Origin of the sequence: Marinovum sp., assembly GCF_048263515.1 — a bacterium.
Classification (GTDB): Bacteria; Pseudomonadota; Alphaproteobacteria; order Rhodobacterales; family Rhodobacteraceae; genus Marinovum.
The window spans coordinates 1-20,542 of sequence record NZ_JBLXEC010000015.1 but is presented as its reverse complement, the minus strand read 5'-3'; the positions used below and the strand labels follow the sequence as shown (position 1 = coordinate 20,542).

The window sequence follows — 20,542 nt, the reverse complement described above, 5'->3', positions numbered from 1 at the left end:
GGAGATCATTATGACAAAATACATGTTTGCGTATCACGGCGGCAAGATGCCCGAGAGCGAGGAAGAGGGCAAAAAGGAGATGGAAGCCTGGGGCGCCTGGATGCAGGGCCTTGGTGACAAGCTGGTCGAAGGCGGCAACCCGGTGGGCATGTCCTCGACCCTGACCTCTGACGGGCTGAAGGACGGTGGCGGCGCCAACCCGCTGTCAGGCTATTCCATCGTCGAGGCCGACAGCGTCGAGGCGGCGGCGGAAATGGGCAAGGGCTGCCCGATCCTCAAGGGCGGTCACGGCTCGATCGAGATCGCCCCGCTGATCGACATGTGACTGCGGGCCGCTCCTCCGGCCCTGTGGCCCGTCCTTGCGACGTGGCGCGCCGGGCTGCGGGAGCGGCCCCTCTTTGCTTGACTTTCAGCCACAGGCAAGGTGTATCGGCCCGAACCTCGAATGACCCCCGGAGCCGCCAGATGCACCCCTATCGCAGCCATACCTGCGCCGAACTGAACAAATCCAACGTCGGTCAGACCGTCCGCCTGTCGGGCTGGGTCCATCGCGTGCGCGATCACGGCGGGGTGCTCTTCATCGACCTGCGCGACACCTACGGCATCACCCAGGTGCTCTGCGACAGCGACAGCCCGGTGTTCCACGACGTCGAGAAAGTCCGCTCGGAATGGTGCATCCGCATCGACGGCGAGGTGAAAGCCCGCGACGAGAGCCTGGTGAACCCCAAGCTGCCCACCGGCGAGGTCGAGGTCTACATCCGCGACATGGAGGTGCTGGGCGCCGCCGACGAGCTGCCGCTCATCGTCTTCGGCGACCAGGAATACCCCGAGGAAACCCGCCTGCGCTATCGCTACCTCGACCTGCGCCGCGAGGTGATGCAGCGCAACATGAAGCTGCGCTCGGACGTCGTGGCCTCGATGCGCCGGCGGATGTGGGACGCATCGTTCCGCGAATTCCAGACGCCGATCATCACCGCGTCCAGCCCCGAAGGCGCACGCGACTTCCTGGTGCCGTCCCGCCTGCACCCCGGCAAGTTCTACGCCCTGCCGCAGGCGCCGCAGCAGTTCAAGCAGTTGATCATGGTCTCGGGCTTCGACAAGTATTTCCAGATCGCGCCCTGTTTCCGCGACGAGGACCCGCGCGCCGACCGCTCGCCCACCGACTTCTACCAGCTCGACATGGAGATGAGCTTTGTCACCCAGCAGGACGTCTTCGACACCATCCAGCCGGTGCTGACGGGCATCTTCGAAGAGTTCGGCGGCGGTCGCAAAGTGGATCAGGAATGGCCGCAGATCTCCTACAAGGACGCGGCGCTGTGGTACGGCACCGACAAGCCCGACCTGCGCAACCCGATCAAGATGCAGGTGGTCTCCGAGCATTTCGCAGGCTCCGGCTTTGCCATCTTTGCCAAGCTGCTGGAGCAGGACGGCACCGAAATTCGCGCCATTCCCGCCCCCGGTGGCGGCAGCCGCAAGTTCTGTGACCGGATGAACAAGTTCGCCCAGGAACAGGGTCTGCCGGGCATGGGCTATATCTTCTGGCGCGATCAGGGCAACGGCATGGAAGCCGCAGGCCCCCTCGCCAAGAACATCGGCCCCGAGCGCACCGAAGCGATCCGCCAGCAGCTGGGTCTGAACGTCGGCGACGCGGCCTTCTTCCTCGGCGGCAAGCCCAAGGCGTTCGAGGCGGTGGCCGGCCGCGCCCGCACCGTCATCGGCGACGAGCTGGGGCTGACCGACAAGAACCGTTTCGCCTTTGCCTGGATCGTCGATTTCCCGATCTACGAAAAGGACGAGGAAACCGGCAAGATCGACTTCGAGCACAACCCGTTCTCCATGCCTCAGGGCGGGATGGAAGCGCTCCAGGGCGATCCGCTCGAGGTGCTGGGCTATCAGTACGACCTGGCCTGCAACGGCTACGAGCTGGTGTCGGGCGCGATCCGGAACCACAAGCCCGAGATCATGTTCAAGGCCTTCGAGATCGCCGGCTACGGCGAGGACGAGGTGCGCAAGCGCTTCGGCGGGCTGGTCAATGCCTTCCAGTACGGCGCCCCGCCGCACGGTGGCTGCGCCGCCGGTATCGACCGGATCGTCATGCTTCTGGCCGAGCAGGAGAACATCCGCGAGGTCATCATGTTCCCGATGAACCAGCGCGCCGAAGATCTGATGATGCAGGCGCCGTCGGAACCGATGTCGGACCAGCTGATGGAACTGGGGCTGCGGGTCATTCCGCAGGACTGAGGCGGAAACCAAACGGCCGCTTGTCGCGTTACCTCTGCAAGGAGGACCAGACATGCGACGTTTGCTGAAGTACCTGGCGCTCTGGAAGCTGTTCCGCCGCTTCTTCCGCCGCTGACAGAAAGGCCGGGCACTTGCCCGGCCTTTTCCTTTGCCACGAAGGGCCTGCGGTCAATCCTCGAGCGAATCCTCGCGCTTTTCCTCGATGATGCCCAGCTCCTTGTCCTTGCGGTCGCGGAAGCGCTGGCCGTAGCCTTCGATCTCGTCGTCCGGGATCACCTCTTTCGCGCGGGTGAAGACCTCGTCTTCCTCCTCGTCGATGTGGTGTTCATAATCGTGGCGCAGCTGCTTGAACTTCTGCAGCCAGGCGCCCTGACTCATGTCCATCTCGCGCAGCTCTTCGAGCAGGTCGTCGATCTGCTGGTGTTCATGCACCGAGTGGCGGGCGCTGTCCTGGCCCCAGGTCTTGGAGATCAGCTTGGAATAAAAGGTCTCTTCCTCGGCCGCGCCATGGGCTTTGACATCGCGGTAGAATTCCTCCCAGGCCTCCTGTCGCGTCTCGGAGGCGCCTTCGGTATTGCCGATGGTCTCGAGCAGCTCGCGGTGGCGGTCATGGTCGGATTTCAGGGCGGAATAGATGTCGCTCATGGGGGTTCTCCTGTCTGGTTGCAGGGCCAACGTATGAGGCACGCGGCGGGTTCCCCTGCGGCAGCGATCTTGCATCTTCCCTTTTCCCGCCCAGCGCCTATCCTTGCCGGAATGCGACAAGGGCCTGAGATATGAACGACTTGCTCCCCGTCGGAGAGACCGTGGCCAACTGGTCTCCGCCTCCCCGACCGACGGGCGAGGTCCTGCAGGGCCGCTTTGTACGGCTCGAACCGCTCGACGCCGAGCGTCATGCCGCCCTGCTGTTTCGCGCCTTCGAGGGCCATGACGACCGCTGGACCTACATGCCCTATGGCCCGTTCCATTCCTCGGCGCAGTTCCACCGCTGGGTGCGCGAAACGGTCGGCAGGCCCGAGCACGTCTTTTACGCCATCCAGGACCTGACCTCCGGCGCCTTTGGCGGTGTCGCCAGTTTCCTGCGGATCGCGCCAGAGGCCGGGTCGATCGAGGTCGGCAACATCCACTTTGCCCCGAGCCTCGCCGGCAGCCGCGCCGCCACCGAGGCGATGTACCTGATGATGCGGTGGGCCTTTGACGCCGGCTATCGCCGCTACGAGTGGAAATGCAACGCGCTGAACAAGAACTCGCGCCGCGCGGCGCAGCGACTGGGGTTCAGCTACGAAGGGGTCTTTCGCCAGGCCACGGTGGTCAAGGGACGCAACCGCGACACTGCCTGGTTTGCCTGTATCGACAAGGAGTGGCCGGCGCTGCAAGAGGCCTTTGCCGCCTGGCTGGCGCCGTCGAACTTCGACACCGAGGGGCGGCAGAAGGAGAGCCTGAGCGATCTCACCCGCCTGGTCCGCGCCGGCAGCGACCCGACACTCTGAGAGCCCCGGGTCGCCGCCCCGGCGTGAACCTGTTTCTTTGTGTCCCCGCCTACATCGCCGCCCGCTGGGTCAGCCGTTCCTGCACCAGCCCGGCGATGCGCGCGGCCTGCGATCCCGTGGGCTGGCCCTTGCGGCGCAGGGCGATCAGCCGGTCGGCGGCATCGCTCAGCGCCTTGTCATGGGCGATGCGCGCCACGCCGCTGAGGAACTGCCCGACGTAGTCCATCGTCCGCCCGTCGGTGTCATCGCACAGAATACCGGCGATATGGGCCATGTCGTCCTGATAGGCGATCTGGTCCGGCATCACCTCGATCTCGGTCATCGGGCGCGGCCCGAGCGGCTGGCGATCCGGCGGCAGGAGCGACAGGATCAGCTCCTGAAAGGTGACCAGCGAGGTGATCGGCTTTTTCAGGAACCCGTCGGACCCCGCCGCCACAGCCAGATCCTCTGAGAAATCGTCGCCGCTGGTGCCCAGGATCACCGGGATCCGCGGGCTGGCCGTGGTCAGCTCGCTGATCAGGTCGGCGCCGGAGCCATCCGGCAGGCCGAGGTCGACCACCACCACCGAGGGCCTGTAGACCCGCAGGTGCCGCCGCGCCGAGCGCAGGCAATCGGCCCGCCTGATGCGCGCGCCTGATCGCAAGCACAAAAGCCTCATCGCCTCGCAGGCGAAACGGCTGTCCTCGACCACGAGAATGGTCAACCCGAGCAACGGCCGATCGGCCGAGGGCGCAGGCGCCGATTGAAGGTCTTCCAGGTCTTCCATAGCGATCCCTCCACGCTGACTTTGCCACTTTCGCCAATGGAGGTTACCAAGTGTTTAATGCGCGCTCCTGTCCGATTGCGCCGCCCGTCGCGGCGCGCGATAACACCGGCAACATCGCAAAGTGACAGGAGCCCACCCCATGATCGGACGTCTCAATCACGTGGCCATCGCCGTGCCCGACCTCGAGGCCGCGGCGGCGCAATATCGCAACGCGCTTGGTGCCACCGTCGGCGCGCCGCAGGACGAGCCCGACCACGGCGTCACGGTGATCTTCATCGAATTGCCCAACACCAAGATCGAACTGCTCTATCCCCTGGGAGAAAATTCTCCGATCCAGGGCTTTCTCGACAAGAACCCCTCTGGCGGCATCCATCATGTCTGCTACGAGGTCGACGACATCCTCGCTGCCCGCGATCACCTGAAATCCACCGGCGCGCGGGTTCTGGGCACTGGCGAGCCCAAGATCGGCGCCCATGGCAAGCCCGTGCTGTTCCTGCATCCCAAGGATTTCAACGGCTGCCTTGTCGAGCTGGAACAGGTATAGGCGGGCGGCAGTGCCCTCAGACAGGACAAGACCATGGCCATAACCTCAGGCATCGTGCTTTTCGCGGTGATCTGGTTTCTCACCTTTCTGGTGGTGATTCCCTTCCGCATCCAGACCCAGGGCGACCTTGGCGACGTGGTCGAAGGCACCCATGCCGGCGCGCCGCAGGTCCACAACCTGCGTCGCAAGGCCTGGCTGACCACGCTGATATCCGCCGCGATCTGGGTGGTGCTCTTCGTGATCATCCAGTTCGAATTCATCACCGTGCGCGACATCGACGGCTGGATGTTCGAACGCATGACGCCCAGGGAAGCCGGCTGATCTTTCGATGGAATCGCAGGGGGGTGGAAGTGGCGTCCGTCCCCCTCGAACGGGCGCCACGCCCTCGGGGCCACGCATCGCGCCGATGGCACGAAGGTGCGCGGCGCACCCGAGGCGACCCTGATACCGGCAGATTGCCAATGCAACCTGCACGATCCTCTACCGACTGCACACAAGCGCTTACAGCCAGCATCGGGTCACCAAACTGACGTCCTGTCCGACGTCAGCATTGCCATGCAAACCTCAGAGGACTGGCCTCTTCATAGCATGTAAAAACCCCAGTGTCAGGGATTTCTGCGAAATCCCGGCCTGACGTCGGGGTCCCCAGAACACGTGCCGCCGCCCTCAGGCTTTGGCCAGGGCGTCGAACATCCGGGCATTGCGGCAATAGCCCGGGCTTGCCTCGGCCGGCTCCGCCTGCCGGTCGAGCCAATGGCCGCAGGCCTCCGGACAGCTGCAGGCGGTACAGCTCAGCACTGCATCCGCCACCTCCGCGCTGCTGATCCGGCCGCGCAGCACCTGCTCCTCCATGTCGAGACCGCGCGCCGTGGCCATTCGGTCCGTCAGAATGGCGTGGCGTTTGATCGTCCGTGGTGACTGCATGGCGCGTCCTCCTGTTGCGGCCTGTGCCCACTGTCGCAGACCGCAAAGCCGCGCACCTTGATCTGAGTCAAACCGGCCCGTCGCGCGAAAGTGACCCCGGCCCGATGTGGCGCGTGGAACATCCGCGGGTTCGCAGAGTTGAGCGGCCAAGAGTAGAAGAGGAATTATCATGACCAGACCACTCCTGATGAAAAGCACGGCCATGGCGCTGTGCCTTGCGCTGACGGTCCCTGCGGTCGCTCCGGCTCAAACCTACGACCTGTCCGGTCTTGAAACCGGCCAGATGCCCTCTGTCGAACAGATCGACGAGATGGAGCGCGAGCTGCTTGTAAAGCTTGGCGTTCTGATGGGCCTTGACCGTGACGCGGTCCTGGAAATGGACGACGACGAGCTGCGGATCGCGGTCAAGACAGAGCTCGGTCTCGAGGTCTCGGACGCTGAAGAGGCGCTGAGCGAACAGGCCGAAGAGGCGGCAGAGGCCGTGACCGAAGGTGCAGCCGAGGTGGTCGCCGAGACCAACGAGGCGTTGGAGGCTGAGGCCGAGGTCGAGACGGAAGCCGAGGCTGCCGCCGAAACCAACGAAGCGTTGGAGGCCGAGGTCGAAGCGGAAGCCGAGGCTGCCGCTGAAACCAACGAGGCGCTGCAGGCCGAGGTCGAGGCTGAGGTCGAGGCCGCCACCGAGGACGCCGCCGAACAGACCGAGGACCTGCGCGAAGCGCTGGAGGAGGCTCAGGTCGTGATCGACCCGGCTGACAGCCCCGTGGTCGAAGAAGTCGCGCCCGCCGATCCCGGCGCCGCCGGCCTCGTGAGCGCCAGCGACATCGATGCCATGGGCCGCGACCAGCTTCTGGCGCTGGCCACTGATCTCTCGCTCGACATCGGTGCCACCGAAGACCTGACCGAAGACCAGCTGCGCACCGAAGTGAAGCTGGCGCTGGGCATGGAGGTCGAAGCCTCGGCCGCCGAGGTCGAAGTGACCGAGTCGGCCCCGGTCGAGGCGGAAAACCCGCCGATGGCCGCCGATGACGATGCCGCCACCGCCGAAGGCGAAGTGGTTGTCGAGACCCTGACCGAAGACAACGTGCGTTCGAGCAACGAGGCCTTCGACACCGAGGTCATCGTCGAACAGCCTGCCGAGCAAGGCGTCGACAAGGACGATGACAAGAAGGACAAGAAGCGCGGCTTCACCGATGCGGAAACCGCCGCGGCCCTTGGTCTTGGCGTGCTGGCGCTGAGCCAGATCCTCGGCAATGCCGACGAGGTCGTGTCGAACTCCGGCGACCGGGTTGTCGTGCGCCGCGGCACCGAACTGCAAGTGATCAAGGATGACGACGTCCTGCTGCGCCGCCCCGGTGCCCAGGTCGAAACCCGCAACTTCGAGGACGGCTCCTCGCGCGTGGTTGTCACGCGTCCCGACGGCAGCCAGGTGATCACCGTGCGCTCCGCTGACGGTACCGTTGTGCGCCGGGTCCAGGTCCGCGCCGATGGCACCCGCATCGTGCTGTTTGACGACACCGAGCGCGAGGTCGAACCGGTCGACGTGACCACCCTGCCCGAGGCGCGCCCCGCCCCGGTGGTGACCACCAATGACCGCAGCGCGCTGGAAGCGGCACTGAACGCGCAGCTCTCGGCCAATGTGGACCGTCGTTTCACGCTCAACCAGGTCCGCACGATCCGTGAAGTGCGTCACCTGATGCCCGAAGTCACCCTCGACGCGGTGAACTTCCAGACCGGGTCCGCCGTGATCCAGCCGGGCGAAGCCGAGGAACTGGCTGATCTGGGCTCGCAACTGGCCGATTTCATCGCTGCCAACCCCGACGAGCTGTTCCTCGTCGAAGGCCATACCGACACCGTGGGCGACGCCGCCTACAACCTCGCCCTGTCGGACCGTCGGGCGGAATCGGTGGCTCTGGCGCTGGTGGAATACTTCAACGTGCCGCCGGAGAACCTGGTGATCCAGGGCTACGGCGAGAGCGACCTGCTGGTGCCGCGTGAAGGCCCCGAGCGTGCCAACCGCCGCGCCACCGTGCGCCGGATCACGCCGCTCCTGCAACGCAGCGCCCGGCTCGACTGAGCCGCGGCACCGCGTAAACCATGAAACGACAAAACCCCGCGTCAGGGATGACGCGGGGTTTTCTGTCTTTCGACCTGGGTCTTTGCTATCTCAACCCGGCGGCCACGCGGCGCACGGTGTCGATCCGTGCGGCATTGGGCGGATGGGTGCCGAGGAACCGGTTGCCCGGATCGGGAATGCGGGCAAAGAACTCGGCGCCGCGCACCGGGTCGAAGCCCGCCTTGTGCGCGATCACTGTGCCGATGGCATCGGCCTCGAGCTCGAAATCCTTGGTAAAGCTGCGCCGCCCGATCACGGCCCCCAGCTCGACCCCGGCCTGAATGGCACCGGTGTCGCCACCCGAGATCGTCGAGGCCGCGCGACCGAAGAGCTCTGACCCCAGCGTCGCATTGCGCTGTGCCCGCTCGATATGGCCGCCGATGTGATGCGCCGCCTCGTGCCCCATGACAAAGGCCAGCTCGTCGGCATTGTCGACGTTGAGGATCAGCGCGAGGTTGAAGGCAATGATCGGCCGGCCCTGCCGGTCGAGCGTGTGAAAGGCGTTGGGCGCCTGTCCGGGCCGGTCATCCACCACGATCTGGAAATCGCAGGGCCCGACGCGCCGCACCCGGCGGCACTCGGCCTCGGCCACCGGTTCGACCGCCTCGACGACGGCCACGAACTGCCGCGCCGCGGCATCGGCGCGGCGCTGGATCTGCGCATCACTCTGCGTGCCGGCATCGCGGTCCGGCCCGGGCGGCACCGGCCGCACAGTGGGGATCGCGGCACAGGCCGAGAGGAAGAAGGTCAGGAAGAGAAGCGAAAAACGAGTCATATCAGGGTGAACCTAGGGCGTGACACCGGCGGGGACCAGATACGAAAAGTCACAAGGCAAGGAATTGCTTATCGCCCTCTCGCGGCCCATTGCAAAAGCCTCGGCAGACTTTAGGCTGACCCCATGTTTACGATTGAACACGAATTCGACGCCACGGTTGTCACGCTGGTGGACGAGGGCGACACCCCGCTGCAGGAGGATGTCGTCGTCAACGGCTTTGCCGAATGCATCACCGTCGAGCAATATGATCCGCGCGAGGATCGGGTGAACCGGATCACCCTGTCGATCGCCCAGATGCGCGACCTGGCCACCGCGATCGATCTGCCCGAAGGCGTCTATCGCCGCGCCACCGAAGAGGGCTGAGACGCTCAGGGTGTCTCGCCGTCCTGCGCCGGCTCTGGCGGCGGGGCGGGTGGGGCAGGTTTCTCCCGGCGCAGCAGCCGCATCGCCAGGGTCACCAGTCCCGAGAGCAGCACCACCGCCATCACCCCGAGCAGGATGCAGGCCGCCCAGGCCGGACCGCCCTGTACATCGGCAAACAGCGCCAGCGCGATGCCCATCACGACACCAAGGGTCAGAACATAGGTCCGCGACATGGCTCAGTTCCCTCCGGGATAGAAGACCGTGACCAGCTTGCCGGCCTGGCCAAGACCGGAGAGCGCCTGATCGGAATAATTCTCGATATAGACCTTGAGCCGCAGCCGCGTGCCCACGTCCTGCCAGCCGTCGACCCAGTGGTCGGTGTTCTCCAGGATGCCCTTGCGCCAGAGCCGGAAGAAGGCCCGCGCCTGCGACTCGGTCCTGACCTGCGACAGGTCCATGCGAAACAGCGGCACGCCGGGGTTGCCCTTGTCGGTCGAGGGGTTCCAGGCCAGCAGGAACGGCCCGTCAAGCACCGACAGCTCCTGCAACAGGGCGGGCGAGCCGCGCTCGGCCTCCTTGATTGCCTGGCGGCCGCTGGGCAGGTGGTAATGGTCGATGGCGGCGGCGCAGCGCTCGGCCGGGGTGTCGGCCAGCCCGATCATCTCGAGCCCGGGTTCGGCCACAGGCCAGACGGTCACCAGCTGCTTGTCGGTCGAGGGCACGCTCGGGGCGTCGGAAGCTTCCAGAACCTCGAGATAGGCGGCACAGATCACCTCGTAGCGGCTGCGGTCCGAGCCGCGCGGCGAATGCCGGGTGGCAAGGATGGCATAGGCGGCGAAATCCTGCGGCGGGATCATGTCGGGCCCGGCAAACAGCCGCGTCGCCTCGTATTCCCACCAGTCGGCCCCGGCAGCGGCGACCGGCTCATCGCGGGGGACACCGCCACCGATCACCGGGGCGGAATAATCCTCGGTGCCGCCGCCGTTGCCGGCCGTCGGCTGGTCATCGTTGCTTCCATGGCTGTCGGGAAAGCCGTCGGAATAGTCGCGGTAGCTGTCGTGACCATCCGCCATTTCGGCGGGCGTCTCATAAGCATGGAAGCATGTCGTGTGCCCGTCGACCCCGACGAAACAATCATACAAGCCCCCCTGCATGGAAGACGAGCCGGCGATCCCGGGCGTCCGGCAGCCGATGCCGCCGTCACAGGGACCGGCCGCAAAGCCCGGTGCGGCAAGGGTCAGGCCGGCAATGACGCCGGCAAGAAAAATGAAGTGGCGCATATCGAAACCCGCCGGAAAGCATGAAAAAATCGCCCCCAGCATAGGCCCGGGCCTGACGTAAAGTCAACCTTGAGGTGTGCAGATCTCTGACCAACAGCCCTGACGTGTCGCCCGCTGCCGCGCCCCGCATCGCCTGCCCTTGAAAACCCCGGCGCGACGGGTGACATAAGCGGCAACCCGACAGGAGAGCCGCATGCCCGATCCCAATCCCGCCGCCCTGGAGTTTCTGCTCAACCGCCGGTCGCGCCCGGCCAAGACCTTGCAGGCCCCCGCGCCCGACCGCGCGGCGCTGGCACCGATCCTGACCGCCGCCCTGCGCAGCCCTGATCACGGCAAGCTCGAGCCGTGGCGGCTGATCGTGCTGGAACGCGCGGCGCTTGACCGGCTGGCGGCGCTGGCGCTGACCCGTGGCACCGCCCTGGGCCTTGACCCCGACCAGATCGAGAAGACCCGCGCTACCTATGCCGACAGCCCGCTGGCGGTGGCAGTGATCGCGGCGCCGGTGGCCTCTGAGAAGGTGCCTGAGGTCGAACAGCTCTATTCCGCCGGCGCCGTCTGCCTGTCGCTGCTCAATGCGGCCCTCGCGGCGGGCTGGGGGGCGAACTGGCTCTCGGGCTGGGCCAGCCATGACCGCGGCTTTGTCGAAGAGGGCCTCGGCCTTGCGCCGGGCGAAAGCGTCGCCGGGCTGATCCACATCGGCACCGAACGCGCCGCGCCGCCGGAACGGCCGCGCCCCAACCTCGCCAGCACCGTCACCTGGATGGACAGATGATCTTTTCCTCCTTTCTCAAGTCGCTGAGCCAGCTCAGCGATCCGCGTTTTCGCAAGGTGCTCTGGATGGGCATCGGCCTGACCGTGGCGCTGCTATTCGGCGCCTATGCCGGGCTGTTGTGGCTGATCGAATGGCTGACCGGCGAAAGCACCACCCTGCCGCTGGTGGGCGAGGTCACCTGGGTCGGCGACCTGCTGAGCGTGGGGTCGCTGATCTTCATGATTGTGCTCTCGGCCTTTCTGATGATCCCGGTCGCCTCGGCCATCACCTCGCTCTTTCTCGACGAGGTGGCGCAGGCGGTCGAGGACCGGCATTACCCCGCCCTGCCCCCGGCGACGCCGGTACCCTTTGCCGATGCGGCGCGTGACACGGTGAGCTTTCTCGGCCTGCTGATCGGCGCCAACCTGTTGGCCTTTGTGCTTTATGTCTTCTTCCCGCCGGCCACGCCCTTCATCTTCTGGGGAATGAACGGGTTTCTGCTGGGGCGGGAATATTTCACCCTGGCCGCCATGCGCCGGATTGGCCGCGAAGGTGCCAAGGCGATGCGGCGCAAGCATTCCGCCACGATCTGGATAGCCGGAATCCTGATGGCGATGCCGCTCAGCGTGCCGCTGGTGAACCTGCTGGTGCCAATCCTCGGCGCCGCCACCTTCACCCATATCTACCACACCCTCGCGCGCCGCTGAGCGCGCGACGGGCTAGCCCTCGGCCAGTTCGCCGAAATGCGCCCCGGGCCGGCCGGGCTCCATGCGGATGAGCCGCGAGGTGGCCACTGCCGCCTGCCGGTGCCGCACCGCGAGGCGATAATCGGGGTCGCGGATCATCGCCACGAAAGCATCGACCGACGGATATTCGGCGATGAAGGCGATGTCCCAGCGTTCGTCCGACGGGCCGATCAGCATCAATTCCGGCCGCCCGACCCAGACCTGACGCCCGCCCAGCCGTTCGAACACCGGGCCGCTTTCGCGGGCATAGGCGCGGTAGGCCTCGGCGCCGGTGGCCTCGGTGCCGTCTTGATAGCGCGCGCGATCGTGCAGGCGCACGAGGTTGAGCATATGCACCGGCCCGGGGCGCTGCATTTCGCGGAACTGGGCAAAGCTTTCGCGGGTGGGATCGACGTGGGCGGGCATGGGCGCTCCTGCTGGCTGGGGCCGACAGGGTGAGCAATCGCCGCGCCGGTCACAACCCCTGACGCCGCACTTCCTCCTGCAGGGCCGCCATCAGCGCGGTCAGGGTCTTCTCGGTGCGCTCGTTGGTCAGCCGGCCGGCCTCGTCGAACTGTTCGCGCCCCTGGGCCAGCATCACCTCGGGGCCCTGCAGCAGTCGCGGCCGAAAGGCCACGAGGCAGGCGCGCAGCATCATCTGGGTGCGTTCGCCGCCGGCCCGGCCCGACGCGGCCGACATGATCGCCACCGGCTTGCCGTTCCAGGGAAAGACATCCGTCCGGCTGACCCAGTCGAGCGCATTCTTCAGGACGCCGGAAATACCCTTGTTGTACTCGGGCCCCGAGATCACCAGCGCATCGGCGGCGGCAATCTGGTCGGCGAGGGTCTGAACCTCCGGCGGGATGCCCTCGGCCTCTTCGAGATCGCCGTCATAGAGCGGCAGGCGCAGGTTGGCCTCGGCGGTCTCGGCCTCGCCGAAAAGCCGCAGCGCTTCGCGCATCAGCTTGGTGTTGGACGAGTCGGCGCGGAGGGAGCCGGAAATCCCCAGGAGTTTCACTGCCATGGTCTGCCTCTTCTGACGTGTGACCCAAGGACATACGTCAAAGCGGCCACAAGGCAAGGCGCGGCAGGCGCGCAGGAAAAAGCCCCGGCCCGCAACTGCTGCGGACCGAGGCTGGTCAGGTCAGACCTGATAGCGGATCAGGCGTTGGGCAGGATCACGATTTCGACCCGGCGGTTCTGCGCCTTGCCCTGCGGTGTCAGGTTGTCTGCCACCGGCTGGTCTTCGCCACGACCGATGGTCTGCAGGCGGCTGCCCGAGACACCGGAGGCCACGAGGATATTGGCCACGGAGTCCGCCCGGCGCTTGGACAGGCCGAGGTTATAGGCGGCGTCGCCGTCGCTGTCGGTATGGCCGACGATCTGCACGGTCGAGTTCGGATAGGCCTGCAGGTTGCTGGCCAGCGCCCGCAGGTCGCGCTGCAGATCGGGGCGCACGGTGGCGTCATCTACGGCGAACAGGATGTCGTTCGGCAGGGTGACGATCAGGCGGTCGCCGGTGTTGGTGATCTTGACGTTGCCGCTCTGCATGCTGGCGCGGAGGTCTTCCTCCTGGCGGTCGAGCATGTTGCCGATGCCGGCCCCGACGCTGGCGCCGACCAGCGCGCCGCCGATGATGCGGTTGCGTTTCTCGACCTCGTTGCCGCCGGCAATCGCACCCGCCGCCGCGCCGGCAATGCCGCCGAAGATCGCGCCCTGGCGGGCCTTCTGGTTCTGGTTGGGGCCGTTGGTCGTACAGGCCGCAAGCGAAAGCGCTGTGGCCGTGGCCAGCAGGATGGGTTTGCTCAGGAAAGTCATGGTATTCGTTCGCCTCATTGTTTGCGCTGTCGCACGCCGCGCGTGCTTTACACTGCCAGCGATCCTGCTGCTGCTCACAATCGCGTGCAAGGGGGAATCGGCGGAACTTCGCCGCCGGAAGCGCCGGTTCCCGCCAAGGCGGGAAGGGGGGCTCTGCCCCCGTCGCCAAAGGCGACTCCCCCGAGGGTATTTTCAAACAGAAGAAGCAGGGGGGAGGGCGTCCGACCTGGCGGATTCATAGGCCAGCAGGGCGCGTTTGACCGGCAGTCCCCAGTGGTAGCCGCCCAGCGCGCCGGATTTGCGCAGGGCCCGGTGGCAGGGGATCAGCCAGGAGACCGGGTTGCGGCCCACGGCCGTGCCGACGGCGCGCACCGCCCTGGGGCGGCCGATGGACTGGGCGATTTCGGAATAGGTGGTGACATGGCCCGAAGGGATGGCCAGCAGCGCCTCCCAGACCTTGATCTGGAAGGGGGCGCCGATCAGGTAGAGCGGGGTTTCGCCGCCAGACTGCTCGCCGAAAGCGGCCTCGACCCAAGGGGCCAGCTGCTCCGGCGCCTCGGTGTAGTGCGCGGCGGGCCAGCGGCTGCGCAGGTCGGCCATGCAGGCCGCTTCGCCCGTCTCGGCGGCAAAGCCCAACCCGCAGATGCCGCGCTCGGTCCCCATGACCAGGGCGCGGCCGAAGGGGCTGTCGAACCAGCCCCAGGAGATGGTGAGCCCGGCGCCGCCCTCGGCGTAATCGCCGGGGCTCATTGCCTCCCACCTGAGAAAGAGGTCGTGCAGCCGGCCCGAGCCCGACAGCCCGGCGCCATCGGCGGCGGCCAGGGTGGTGAAGCGTTCGCGCAGGAGCGCCTTGGCGTGGCCCAGCGCCAGGTATTGCTGGTAACGTTTGGGCGAGACGCCGACCCATTTCGAGAACAGCCGCTGGAAATGCGCCGGGCTCATGTTCATCTCGCCGGCCAGCGCCTCGAGCGTCAGCGGCGCCTGGCTGGCGTCGATCAGCTCGATGGCGCGGCGCATGACCTGGTAGTGATATCCGTGTTCCTGCATGGTCATAAGGCAACTCCTTTGCCTCAATCTAGGGCGCCAGCCGCCGCCCCGCGACCCGAATGTTGCGCTTCTGCAGGCGCTGGGCCATAGAGCCTACATGGCCAGACAGCTCGATTATCACACGATCCGCGAGATCTTTACCCGTTTTCAGGCGGCCGAACCCGAGCCCAAGGGCGAGCTCGATCACGTCAACGCCTATACGCTGGTGGTGGCGGTGGCGCTGTCGGCGCAGGCGACCGATGCCGGGGTGAACCGGGCGACGAAAGAGCTTTTCAGGATCGCCGACACGCCGGAGAAGATGCTGGCGCTGGGTGAAGAGGGTGTCATCGAGCACATCAAGACCATCGGGCTGTTCCGCAACAAGGCCAGGAACGTCATCAAGCTGAGCCGCATCCTCGTCGAGGAATATGGCGGCGAGGTGCCCAATTCCCGCGCCGCGCTGGTGTCGCTGCCCGGCGTCGGGCGCAAGACTGCCAATGTGGTGCTCAACATGTGGTGGCGCTACCCGGCGCAGGCGGTGGACACCCATATCTTTCGCGTCGGCAATCGCTCGGGCATCTGCCCGGGCAAGGATGTCGACGCCGTCGAACGCGCCATCGAGGACAATATCCCGGTGGATTTCCAGCAGCACGCCCATCACTGGCTGATCCTGCACGGGCGTTACATCTGCAAGGCGCGCAAACCGATGTGCGCCACCTGCATCATTCGCGATCTCTGCATGTACGAGGACAAGACCTTATGAAAACCTACCAGGTTGTCGGCATCGGCAACGCCGTCGTCGACGTGATCACCCAGGCCGACGACAGCTTCCTCGATCACATGGGCATCGAGAAGGGCATCATGCAGCTGATCGAGCGCGAGCGTGCCGAGGTGCTTTATGGCGCCATGGGCGAGCGCAAGCAGGCGGCCGGCGGCTCGGTCGCCAACACCATTGCCGGGGTCGGCAACCTCGGGCTGAAGACCGCCTTTGTCGGCCGGGTGCACGACGATGCGCTGGGCCGCTTCTATGCCAAGGCGATGACCGATGTCGGCACCGCCTTTGTCAATCCGCCGGTGCCGGGGGGCGAGCTGCCGACCTCGCGCTCGATGATCTTTGTCTCGCCGGATGGCGAGCGGTCGATGAACACCTACCTCGGGATCTCCGCCGAGCTGGGGCCGGATGATGTGGACGAAGAGGTGGCGCGCAATGCCGAGATCGTCTTTCTCGAGGGCTATCTCTTCGACAAGGACAAGGGCAAGGAGGCCTTCACCCGGATGGCCCGCGCCTGCAGCGCGGCGGGCGGCAAGGCGGGGATCGCGATTTCCGATCCGTTCTGCGTCGAGCGGCACCGGGCGGATTTCCTGAACCTGATCGAGAACGAGCTGGACTACGTGATCGGCAACGAGGCCGAGATCCGCTCGCTTTACGAGACCGAGGATACCGAAGAGGCGCTGGCGAAGGTGGCGGCGATCTGTCCGCTGGTGGCCTGTACGCGGTCGGGCGACGGGGTGACGATCGTCGCTGACGGGGTGCGCACGGATGTGGGCGTGCAGCGGATCGTGCCGGTGGATGCTACCGGCGCAGGCGACGGCTTTGCCGCCGGATTCCTTTACGGACTGGCGCAGGGGTTGGACATGCAGACCTGCGGGCGGATGGGCTGTGCGGTGGCGGGCGAGGTCATTCGCCACGTCGGGCCGCGGGCCGAGACCGACCTGATGCAGGTGTTCGAGGCGGCAGGGCTGGCGGGGTAAGGGGCGGTCGGCAGCACCGAGCCGCGCCATCGCCGGATTGCGGTGAGGTCACCCATCCGTTCCAACACTGTCCCGGACCTGATCCGGGACCTCCCGCAACATCAGCCCGGGCCGCGCCATCGCCGACCCGCGGGGTGGCGATCCAACCTTGGTTCATCGGCGCTTTATCTCGGCCAAGTCAGGAAGGCCTTCGAGCGACGCGCCTACTGCAGACATATCGCCCCCCCGGGGGGCGGGTCGGCGATGGCGCGGCGGCCTTCGGCCTTGATTCCGCGCTGGGGTGAGGGGAAAGCGGGGGCGCTTGGGTTCGAGAGCCGCGTGCGGGAATTTGGCGGGACAAGGTTGGTGATGTTCCGGCGATGAAATCCCGTCGTGTCGACTGATGCGCCTTGCTTCCACAATTCAGCGCAACACTCGCCCCGCGGACCTCCCGCCCCGGACTTGATCCGGGGCCTCACAGCCAGCCCGAGTGCGAAACAAGAGGTCCCGGATCAAGTCCGGGACGGCGTCACGCAAAACCGGATCACTCGCCCAGCTTGGCGTGTACCTCGTCGAGGTCGATCTCGCCGATCGGCATCTTGTTCGACGGATCGGCGGCGTCATACTTGAAGACGTCGAAGTCGCGTTTGTACATTTCGTAGACCAGATGCATCGACAGGTCGTCGAAATAGTCCTCGACCGGATGCGCCCGCTTGGGCCCATGGCCCTCGCTCTCGTTGAACCGCGGGATTTCGTCGATCTTGACCTCGTGGCGGGTGTCGATCGCGTCGATCACCTCGGCCATGCCTTCGTTGAACTTCTCGGTCCAGATGATCTTGTCGTAGCGCCCGCCGTTGCAGATGAAGGTCGAGACATGCCCCGAGGTGGCGGACCAGTGAATGTCCGGGTCCATCGGCTTGCGGAACTTGATGGTGTCGCGGGCAAACAGCAGGAAGCGGCGGAAGCTGGCGATCTGGTCGAACTCGCCCTTGCCATCCTCGCCACCCACCTCGATGCCGTATTTCTGGATCAGCATCGGCACAAGGTTGCCGCGGTAGCGGTTGCCGTTGCGCTGGATGCCGCAGATCTTGTCGAAGAAGGACGACAGGATGCGGGTGTAGGGGTTGCGCACGCAGGTGAAGGCATAAGCCTGGTGCGTCTTGACGTTGGCGTTGATCAGGTTCTGACTGTCTTCCCGTGACCACTTGTGCAGGCCGGTGGTGGCGTCATGAATGTCGCCATCGAAGAATTCGCCGTGGTCGGAATAATAGAGGATCTGTCCAATGGTCGAGCAGGCGCACTTGGGCACCACGCGATAGACCACACTTTCACTCTCCGTCATCCATGTGCCGGGAAAGCCCATGGTCACCTGCCTCCAATCTGCTCTTGTCGCTGCATGGCTTATAAGCTCATACAATTTTGTTAATAAACCCTGTTTATTCAACACGTCATCGGCTTTAACTGAGAGCCAGTGCGCATCGTGCGGGGTATGATCTAGATCACAATGGCGAAGATAGCCTTCATATTGCTGTGCCACAAGGACCCCGAGGCCATTATCAAACAGGCCCAGCGGCTTACGGCGAAGGACGACTACATGTCGATCCACTTTGACGCCCGCGCGCCGCGCGCGGCCTATGAGCGGATTCATGCGGCGCTGAAGGACAACGAGAGGGTCACCTTCGCCAAACGGCGGATCAAATGCGGCTGGGGCGAGTGGTCGCTGGTCGAGGCGACGCTGCTGGCGACCGAGGCCGCGGTCGAGGCTTTCCCCAAGGCCACGCATTTCTACATGCTGTCGGGCGACTGCATGGCGATCAAATCGGCCGAGTACACCCACGAGTTCCTCGACGAGAATGACGCCGACTTCATCGAGAGCTTCGACTTCTTCGAGAGCGACTGGATCAAGACCGGCATTCAGGCCGAGCGTCTGATCTATCGTCACTACTTCAACGAACGCGAAAACAAGCGGCTGTTCTATGCCTCGATGAACCTGCAGAAGCGCTTCGGGCTGGAACGCGCGATCCCCGCTGACCTGCAGATCATGATCGGCAGCCAGTGGTGGTGCCTGCGCCGCCGCACCATCGAGTGGATCCTCGACTTCACTCGCAGCCGCCGCGACGTGATGCGTTTTTTCCGCACCACCTGGATTCCCGACGAGACCTTCTTTCAGACCCTGGTGCGCCACCTGGTGCCGGAAGAGGAGATCCGCGGTCGCACCCTGACCTTCCTGCTGTTTTCCGACTACGGCATGCCGGTCAACTTCTACAATGACCACTACGACCTGTTGATGAGTCAGGACTACCTCTTCGCCCGCAAGATCAGCCCCGAGGCGCATGAGCTCAAGCGCCGGCTCGGTGTGCTTTATTCCTCTGACGGAGCCGAGTTCCAGATCTCCAATGAGGGCCGCAGTCTCTATACCTTCCTGACCGGGCGCGGCCGCGAGGGCCGGCGGTTCGCACCGCGCTTCTGGGAAAACGAGGGTTCGCTCGGCCGCGACCGCGAGATGTTGATCGTGGTCTGCAAGAAATGGCATGTCGCCAAGCGGCTGGTCTGGCGCATCCAGCAGCTGACCAATATCCCGGCGGTCGAATATCTGTTCAACGAGGCCGATTGCGCCCTGCCCGATCTGGGCGGCATCCAGTCGACCATGGGCAAGCGGCACCGCCACCGCCGGGCGCTGATGCGGATGCTGTTCGACTATTACGACACCGACCGCCTGCTGATCTGCCTCGATCCCGCCAACCTCGACCTGTTGCAGGATTTCTACGGCGACCGCTCGGTCACCCGGATGCTCGAGGTGCAGTGCAACTTCACCGATGCCTACCTTGTGGGCCATGCCAAGCGCGCGGGCTTGGCCGGCGATCACACCAAGCCCGACGCCCTGCGCCGCCTGCTGCCCACCATCCGCAACGACGTCCTGTTCGAGAGCGAGGCAATCCGCGAGGCCGCGTTCTCCAACTACGGGCAGATCCGCGAATGGGAAACACCCGAGAAAAACGCTTGTGTCATCGCCGATTTCCTGCAGATCCCGCCGGAGACCTCGCTGGATCTCGCCCGCACCGATCACCTGTTTGCCGATTGAGGAAACCGCATGTCCTACGACTATGACGACCAGAATATCTTTGCAAAAATCCTGCGGGGCGAGATCCCCAACACCACGGTGCTCGAAACCGAGCATTCGCTGGCCTTTCAGGACATCACCCCGCAGGCCCCGACCCATGTGCTGGTGATCCCTAAAGGGGCCTATGTCAGCTTCGACCATTTCGCGCTCGAGGCCAGCGAGGCCGAGATCGTCGACTACGTGCGCGCCATCGGCTCGGTGGCGAAGATCTGCGGTGTGGACCTCGGCGAAGGCGGCGGCTTCCGGCTGATCTCCAACGCCGGGCAGGACGGGGTGCAGGAGGTGCCGCATCTGCATGTCCACGTGCTGGGCGGTCGCAACCTCGGGCGGATGCTGGCCAAGGCGTGACCTTGGGGGCGCGGATTTGAACCGGAGCAACGTCTGACGGACGGTCGCGACGGCCTGGCCTCCCGCGTCCCGGACTTGATCCGGGACCTCTTTAACAAGGCTTGAGGTGAGGCCCCGAATCAGGTCCGGGGCGGGTGTCGCTGCTGGTCACCGCTAAAGCGAAAGCCGCGCCATCGCCGACCCGCGGTGTGGCGATCCTGCTGTCGTTCGGCAGCGCTTTATCCCTGCCACCTCCGAACGAACTCCGAGCAGCGCACCCCAGATCAGCCAAATCGCCGCCCCGGGGGGCGGGTCATGCCGGAGGCATGCCTTTGGCATGACGATGGCGCGGCGGCCTGACGGCCTTGAATCCGCGCCGGGGCGTTTGCCTCGAAGCGGTCTTTTGAGATGGCTCGGTAATCCCCCCGTTTTTGCGGGGGCTTGGTCGTAGAATTTATGCGGCCATCTTCAGTTTCTGTGCAGGTGTCATCCCGCCGTTGCCCATGTTCGGGCGTTCATGGTTGTAGGACCAGAGCCACTCGGTGGC

General features: G+C 65.4%; 24 protein-coding genes. 13 read left to right on the top strand and 11 right to left on the bottom strand.

The window, feature by feature from the left end; translation table 11 throughout:
* The first annotated feature begins 10 nt into the window (after window positions 1-10).
* A complete protein-coding gene (locus tag ACN0SE_RS14055) occupies window positions 11-325 on the top strand; it encodes a hypothetical protein (protein WP_417525161.1) in 315 nt (104 codons plus the stop codon).
* 140 nt (window positions 326-465) lie between these two features.
* Window positions 466-2,241 (top strand): aspartate--tRNA ligase, encoded by a 1,776-nt coding sequence (gene aspS / locus ACN0SE_RS14050; RefSeq protein ID WP_417525160.1) that lies wholly within the window; start codon window positions 466-468, stop codon window positions 2,239-2,241.
* Between the two features lie 168 nt (window positions 2,242-2,409).
* Here aspS and ACN0SE_RS14045 read toward each other — a convergent pair whose 3' ends face one another.
* Window positions 2,410-2,886, bottom strand: a complete 477-nt coding sequence (locus tag ACN0SE_RS14045; protein WP_417525159.1) for a hemerythrin domain-containing protein — start codon at window positions 2,884-2,886, stop codon at window positions 2,410-2,412.
* A gap of 131 nt (window positions 2,887-3,017) precedes the next feature.
* Here ACN0SE_RS14045 and ACN0SE_RS14040 point away from each other — a divergent pair, with 131 nt between their 5' ends.
* Window positions 3,018-3,731, top strand: a complete 714-nt coding sequence (locus tag ACN0SE_RS14040) for a GNAT family N-acetyltransferase (protein ID WP_417525158.1) — start codon at window positions 3,018-3,020, stop codon at window positions 3,729-3,731.
* A gap of 49 nt (window positions 3,732-3,780) precedes the next feature.
* Here the strand turns inward: ACN0SE_RS14040 and ACN0SE_RS14035 are convergent, their stop codons facing one another.
* The gene (locus tag ACN0SE_RS14035) at window positions 3,781-4,497 is read right to left on the bottom strand and encodes a response regulator (RefSeq protein ID WP_417525157.1); all 717 of its coding nucleotides are present in this window, start codon (window positions 4,495-4,497) and stop codon (window positions 3,781-3,783) included.
* A 139-nt stretch (window positions 4,498-4,636) separates the two neighbouring features.
* Between ACN0SE_RS14035 and mce the strand changes: the two genes are divergently transcribed.
* Both mce and ACN0SE_RS14025 read left to right on the top strand, forming a co-directional pair.
* On the top strand, window positions 4,637-5,041 hold the full coding sequence (gene mce, locus ACN0SE_RS14030) for a methylmalonyl-CoA epimerase (RefSeq protein WP_417525156.1): 405 nt from the start codon (window positions 4,637-4,639) through the stop codon (window positions 5,039-5,041).
* 33 nt (window positions 5,042-5,074) lie between these two features.
* Window positions 5,075-5,362 (top strand): DUF1467 family protein, encoded by a 288-nt coding sequence (locus tag ACN0SE_RS14025; RefSeq protein WP_417525155.1) that lies wholly within the window; start codon window positions 5,075-5,077, stop codon window positions 5,360-5,362.
* Between the two features lie 345 nt (window positions 5,363-5,707).
* Here the strand turns inward: ACN0SE_RS14025 and ACN0SE_RS14020 are convergent, their stop codons facing one another.
* A complete protein-coding gene (locus ACN0SE_RS14020) occupies window positions 5,708-5,965 on the bottom strand; it encodes a DUF6455 family protein (protein WP_417525154.1) in 258 nt (85 codons plus the stop codon).
* Window positions 5,966-6,134: 169 nt separating this feature from the next.
* On the opposite strand from ACN0SE_RS14020, the gene ACN0SE_RS14015 reads away from it, so the two are divergent.
* Window positions 6,135-8,039 carry an OmpA family protein gene (locus ACN0SE_RS14015; protein ID WP_417525153.1) on the top strand — a complete coding sequence of 635 codons (1,905 nt, stop codon included), beginning with the start codon at window positions 6,135-6,137 and terminating at the stop codon, window positions 8,037-8,039.
* Between the two features lie 85 nt (window positions 8,040-8,124).
* Here ACN0SE_RS14015 and ACN0SE_RS14010 read toward each other — a convergent pair whose 3' ends face one another.
* A complete protein-coding gene (locus tag ACN0SE_RS14010) occupies window positions 8,125-8,853 on the bottom strand; it encodes a M48 family metallopeptidase (RefSeq protein ID WP_417525152.1) in 729 nt (242 codons plus the stop codon).
* Between the two features lie 123 nt (window positions 8,854-8,976).
* Between ACN0SE_RS14010 and ACN0SE_RS14005 the strand changes: the two genes are divergently transcribed.
* Complete coding sequence (locus ACN0SE_RS14005; RefSeq protein ID WP_417525151.1) at window positions 8,977-9,216, top strand: hypothetical protein; 240 nt, start codon at window positions 8,977-8,979, stop codon at window positions 9,214-9,216.
* Between the two features lie 5 nt (window positions 9,217-9,221).
* On the opposite strand, the gene ACN0SE_RS14000 is transcribed toward ACN0SE_RS14005, so the two are convergent.
* The gene (locus tag ACN0SE_RS14000) at window positions 9,222-9,449 is read right to left on the bottom strand and encodes a hypothetical protein (RefSeq protein ID WP_417525150.1); all 228 of its coding nucleotides are present in this window, start codon (window positions 9,447-9,449) and stop codon (window positions 9,222-9,224) included.
* Between the two features lie 3 nt (window positions 9,450-9,452).
* Entirely contained in the window at window positions 9,453-10,496 is a 1,044-nt protein-coding gene (locus ACN0SE_RS13995) for a hypothetical protein (protein WP_417525149.1), read from the bottom strand.
* A 193-nt stretch (window positions 10,497-10,689) separates the two neighbouring features.
* On the opposite strand from ACN0SE_RS13995, the gene ACN0SE_RS13990 reads away from it, so the two are divergent.
* Both ACN0SE_RS13990 and ACN0SE_RS13985 read left to right on the top strand, forming a co-directional pair.
* Complete coding sequence (locus tag ACN0SE_RS13990; RefSeq protein WP_417525148.1) at window positions 10,690-11,268, top strand: nitroreductase family protein; 579 nt, start codon at window positions 10,690-10,692, stop codon at window positions 11,266-11,268.
* Window positions 11,265-11,954 (top strand): EI24 domain-containing protein, encoded by a 690-nt coding sequence (locus tag ACN0SE_RS13985; RefSeq protein WP_417525147.1) that lies wholly within the window; start codon window positions 11,265-11,267, stop codon window positions 11,952-11,954. The genes ACN0SE_RS13990 and ACN0SE_RS13985 overlap by 4 nt, the downstream gene beginning before the upstream one ends.
* A gap of 12 nt (window positions 11,955-11,966) precedes the next feature.
* Here the strand turns inward: ACN0SE_RS13985 and ACN0SE_RS13980 are convergent, their stop codons facing one another.
* The 4 genes from ACN0SE_RS13980 to ACN0SE_RS13965 form a co-directional block, all read right to left on the bottom strand.
* Window positions 11,967-12,398 (bottom strand): DUF1330 domain-containing protein, encoded by a 432-nt coding sequence (locus ACN0SE_RS13980; protein ID WP_417525146.1) that lies wholly within the window; start codon window positions 12,396-12,398, stop codon window positions 11,967-11,969.
* A 49-nt stretch (window positions 12,399-12,447) separates the two neighbouring features.
* Complete coding sequence (locus ACN0SE_RS13975) at window positions 12,448-12,996, bottom strand: NADPH-dependent FMN reductase (RefSeq protein ID WP_417525145.1); 549 nt, start codon at window positions 12,994-12,996, stop codon at window positions 12,448-12,450.
* Between the two features lie 137 nt (window positions 12,997-13,133).
* Window positions 13,134-13,790: an OmpA family protein gene (locus tag ACN0SE_RS13970; RefSeq protein WP_417525144.1), complete on the bottom strand. Its 657-nt coding sequence runs from the start codon at window positions 13,788-13,790 to the stop codon at window positions 13,134-13,136.
* Between the two features lie 192 nt (window positions 13,791-13,982).
* On the bottom strand, window positions 13,983-14,843 hold the full coding sequence (locus ACN0SE_RS13965; RefSeq protein WP_417525143.1) for a methylated-DNA--[protein]-cysteine S-methyltransferase: 861 nt from the start codon (window positions 14,841-14,843) through the stop codon (window positions 13,983-13,985).
* Between the two features lie 91 nt (window positions 14,844-14,934).
* On the opposite strand from ACN0SE_RS13965, the gene nth reads away from it, so the two are divergent.
* Together nth and ACN0SE_RS13955 are read left to right on the top strand one after the other, a co-directional pair.
* Window positions 14,935-15,579 carry an endonuclease III gene (gene nth, locus ACN0SE_RS13960; protein WP_417525142.1) on the top strand — a complete coding sequence of 215 codons (645 nt, stop codon included), beginning with the start codon at window positions 14,935-14,937 and terminating at the stop codon, window positions 15,577-15,579.
* The gene (locus ACN0SE_RS13955) at window positions 15,576-16,568 is read left to right on the top strand and encodes an adenosine kinase (RefSeq protein ID WP_417525141.1); all 993 of its coding nucleotides are present in this window, start codon (window positions 15,576-15,578) and stop codon (window positions 16,566-16,568) included. Before nth ends, ACN0SE_RS13955 begins: the two co-directional genes overlap by 4 nt.
* A 523-nt stretch (window positions 16,569-17,091) precedes the next feature.
* On the opposite strand, the gene ACN0SE_RS13950 is transcribed toward ACN0SE_RS13955, so the two are convergent.
* Entirely contained in the window at window positions 17,092-17,910 is an 819-nt protein-coding gene (locus ACN0SE_RS13950) for a sulfotransferase family protein (protein WP_417525140.1), read from the bottom strand.
* Between the two features lie 141 nt (window positions 17,911-18,051).
* Here ACN0SE_RS13950 and ACN0SE_RS13945 point away from each other — a divergent pair, with 141 nt between their 5' ends.
* Both ACN0SE_RS13945 and ACN0SE_RS13940 read left to right on the top strand, forming a co-directional pair.
* On the top strand, window positions 18,052-19,629 hold the full coding sequence (locus ACN0SE_RS13945; protein WP_417525139.1) for a DUF5928 domain-containing protein: 1,578 nt from the start codon (window positions 18,052-18,054) through the stop codon (window positions 19,627-19,629).
* Window positions 19,630-19,638: 9 nt separating this feature from the next.
* Window positions 19,639-20,016 (top strand): HIT domain-containing protein, encoded by a 378-nt coding sequence (locus tag ACN0SE_RS13940; protein WP_417525138.1) that lies wholly within the window; start codon window positions 19,639-19,641, stop codon window positions 20,014-20,016.
* The last annotated feature ends 526 nt before the right edge of the window (window positions 20,017-20,542 follow it).

Excerpts from the sequence above, each read along its gene's own strand:
- ACN0SE_RS13990 (WP_417525148.1), top strand. The coding sequence starts at position 10,690 with ATGCCCGATCCCAATCCCGCCGCCCTGGAGTTTCTGCTCAACCGCCGG.
- ACN0SE_RS14025 (WP_417525155.1), top strand. The coding sequence starts at position 5,075 with ATGGCCATAACCTCAGGCATCGTGCTTTTCGCGGTGATCTGGTTTCTC.
- nth (WP_417525142.1), top strand. The coding sequence starts at position 14,935 with ATGGCCAGACAGCTCGATTATCACACGATCCGCGAGATCTTTACCCGT.
- ACN0SE_RS13965 (WP_417525143.1), bottom strand. The coding sequence starts at position 14,843 with ATGACCATGCAGGAACACGGATATCACTACCAGGTCATGCGCCGCGCC.
- ACN0SE_RS14015 (WP_417525153.1), top strand. The coding sequence starts at position 6,135 with ATGACCAGACCACTCCTGATGAAAAGCACGGCCATGGCGCTGTGCCTT.
- ACN0SE_RS13980 (WP_417525146.1), bottom strand. The coding sequence starts at position 12,398 with ATGCCCGCCCACGTCGATCCCACCCGCGAAAGCTTTGCCCAGTTCCGC.
- ACN0SE_RS13950 (WP_417525140.1), bottom strand. The coding sequence starts at position 17,910 with ATGGGCTTTCCCGGCACATGGATGACGGAGAGTGAAAGTGTGGTCTAT.
- ACN0SE_RS13995 (WP_417525149.1), bottom strand. The coding sequence starts at position 10,496 with ATGCGCCACTTCATTTTTCTTGCCGGCGTCATTGCCGGCCTGACCCTT.
- ACN0SE_RS13945 (WP_417525139.1), top strand. The coding sequence starts at position 18,052 with ATGGCGAAGATAGCCTTCATATTGCTGTGCCACAAGGACCCCGAGGCC.
- ACN0SE_RS14040 (WP_417525158.1), top strand. The coding sequence starts at position 3,018 with ATGAACGACTTGCTCCCCGTCGGAGAGACCGTGGCCAACTGGTCTCCG.
- ACN0SE_RS14010 (WP_417525152.1), bottom strand. The coding sequence starts at position 8,853 with ATGACTCGTTTTTCGCTTCTCTTCCTGACCTTCTTCCTCTCGGCCTGT.
- mce (WP_417525156.1), top strand. The coding sequence starts at position 4,637 with ATGATCGGACGTCTCAATCACGTGGCCATCGCCGTGCCCGACCTCGAG.
- ACN0SE_RS13985 (WP_417525147.1), top strand. The coding sequence starts at position 11,265 with ATGATCTTTTCCTCCTTTCTCAAGTCGCTGAGCCAGCTCAGCGATCCG.
- ACN0SE_RS14020 (WP_417525154.1), bottom strand. The coding sequence starts at position 5,965 with ATGCAGTCACCACGGACGATCAAACGCCACGCCATTCTGACGGACCGA.
- ACN0SE_RS14005 (WP_417525151.1), top strand. The coding sequence starts at position 8,977 with ATGTTTACGATTGAACACGAATTCGACGCCACGGTTGTCACGCTGGTG.
- ACN0SE_RS14035 (WP_417525157.1), bottom strand. The coding sequence starts at position 4,497 with ATGGAAGACCTGGAAGACCTTCAATCGGCGCCTGCGCCCTCGGCCGAT.
- ACN0SE_RS13975 (WP_417525145.1), bottom strand. The coding sequence starts at position 12,996 with ATGGCAGTGAAACTCCTGGGGATTTCCGGCTCCCTCCGCGCCGACTCG.
- ACN0SE_RS13940 (WP_417525138.1), top strand. The coding sequence starts at position 19,639 with ATGTCCTACGACTATGACGACCAGAATATCTTTGCAAAAATCCTGCGG.
- aspS (WP_417525160.1), top strand. The coding sequence starts at position 466 with ATGCACCCCTATCGCAGCCATACCTGCGCCGAACTGAACAAATCCAAC.
- ACN0SE_RS13955 (WP_417525141.1), top strand. The coding sequence starts at position 15,576 with ATGAAAACCTACCAGGTTGTCGGCATCGGCAACGCCGTCGTCGACGTG.
- ACN0SE_RS14045 (WP_417525159.1), bottom strand. The coding sequence starts at position 2,886 with ATGAGCGACATCTATTCCGCCCTGAAATCCGACCATGACCGCCACCGC.
- ACN0SE_RS14000 (WP_417525150.1), bottom strand. The coding sequence starts at position 9,449 with ATGTCGCGGACCTATGTTCTGACCCTTGGTGTCGTGATGGGCATCGCG.
- ACN0SE_RS14055 (WP_417525161.1), top strand. The coding sequence starts at position 11 with ATGACAAAATACATGTTTGCGTATCACGGCGGCAAGATGCCCGAGAGC.
- ACN0SE_RS13970 (WP_417525144.1), bottom strand. The coding sequence starts at position 13,790 with ATGACTTTCCTGAGCAAACCCATCCTGCTGGCCACGGCCACAGCGCTT.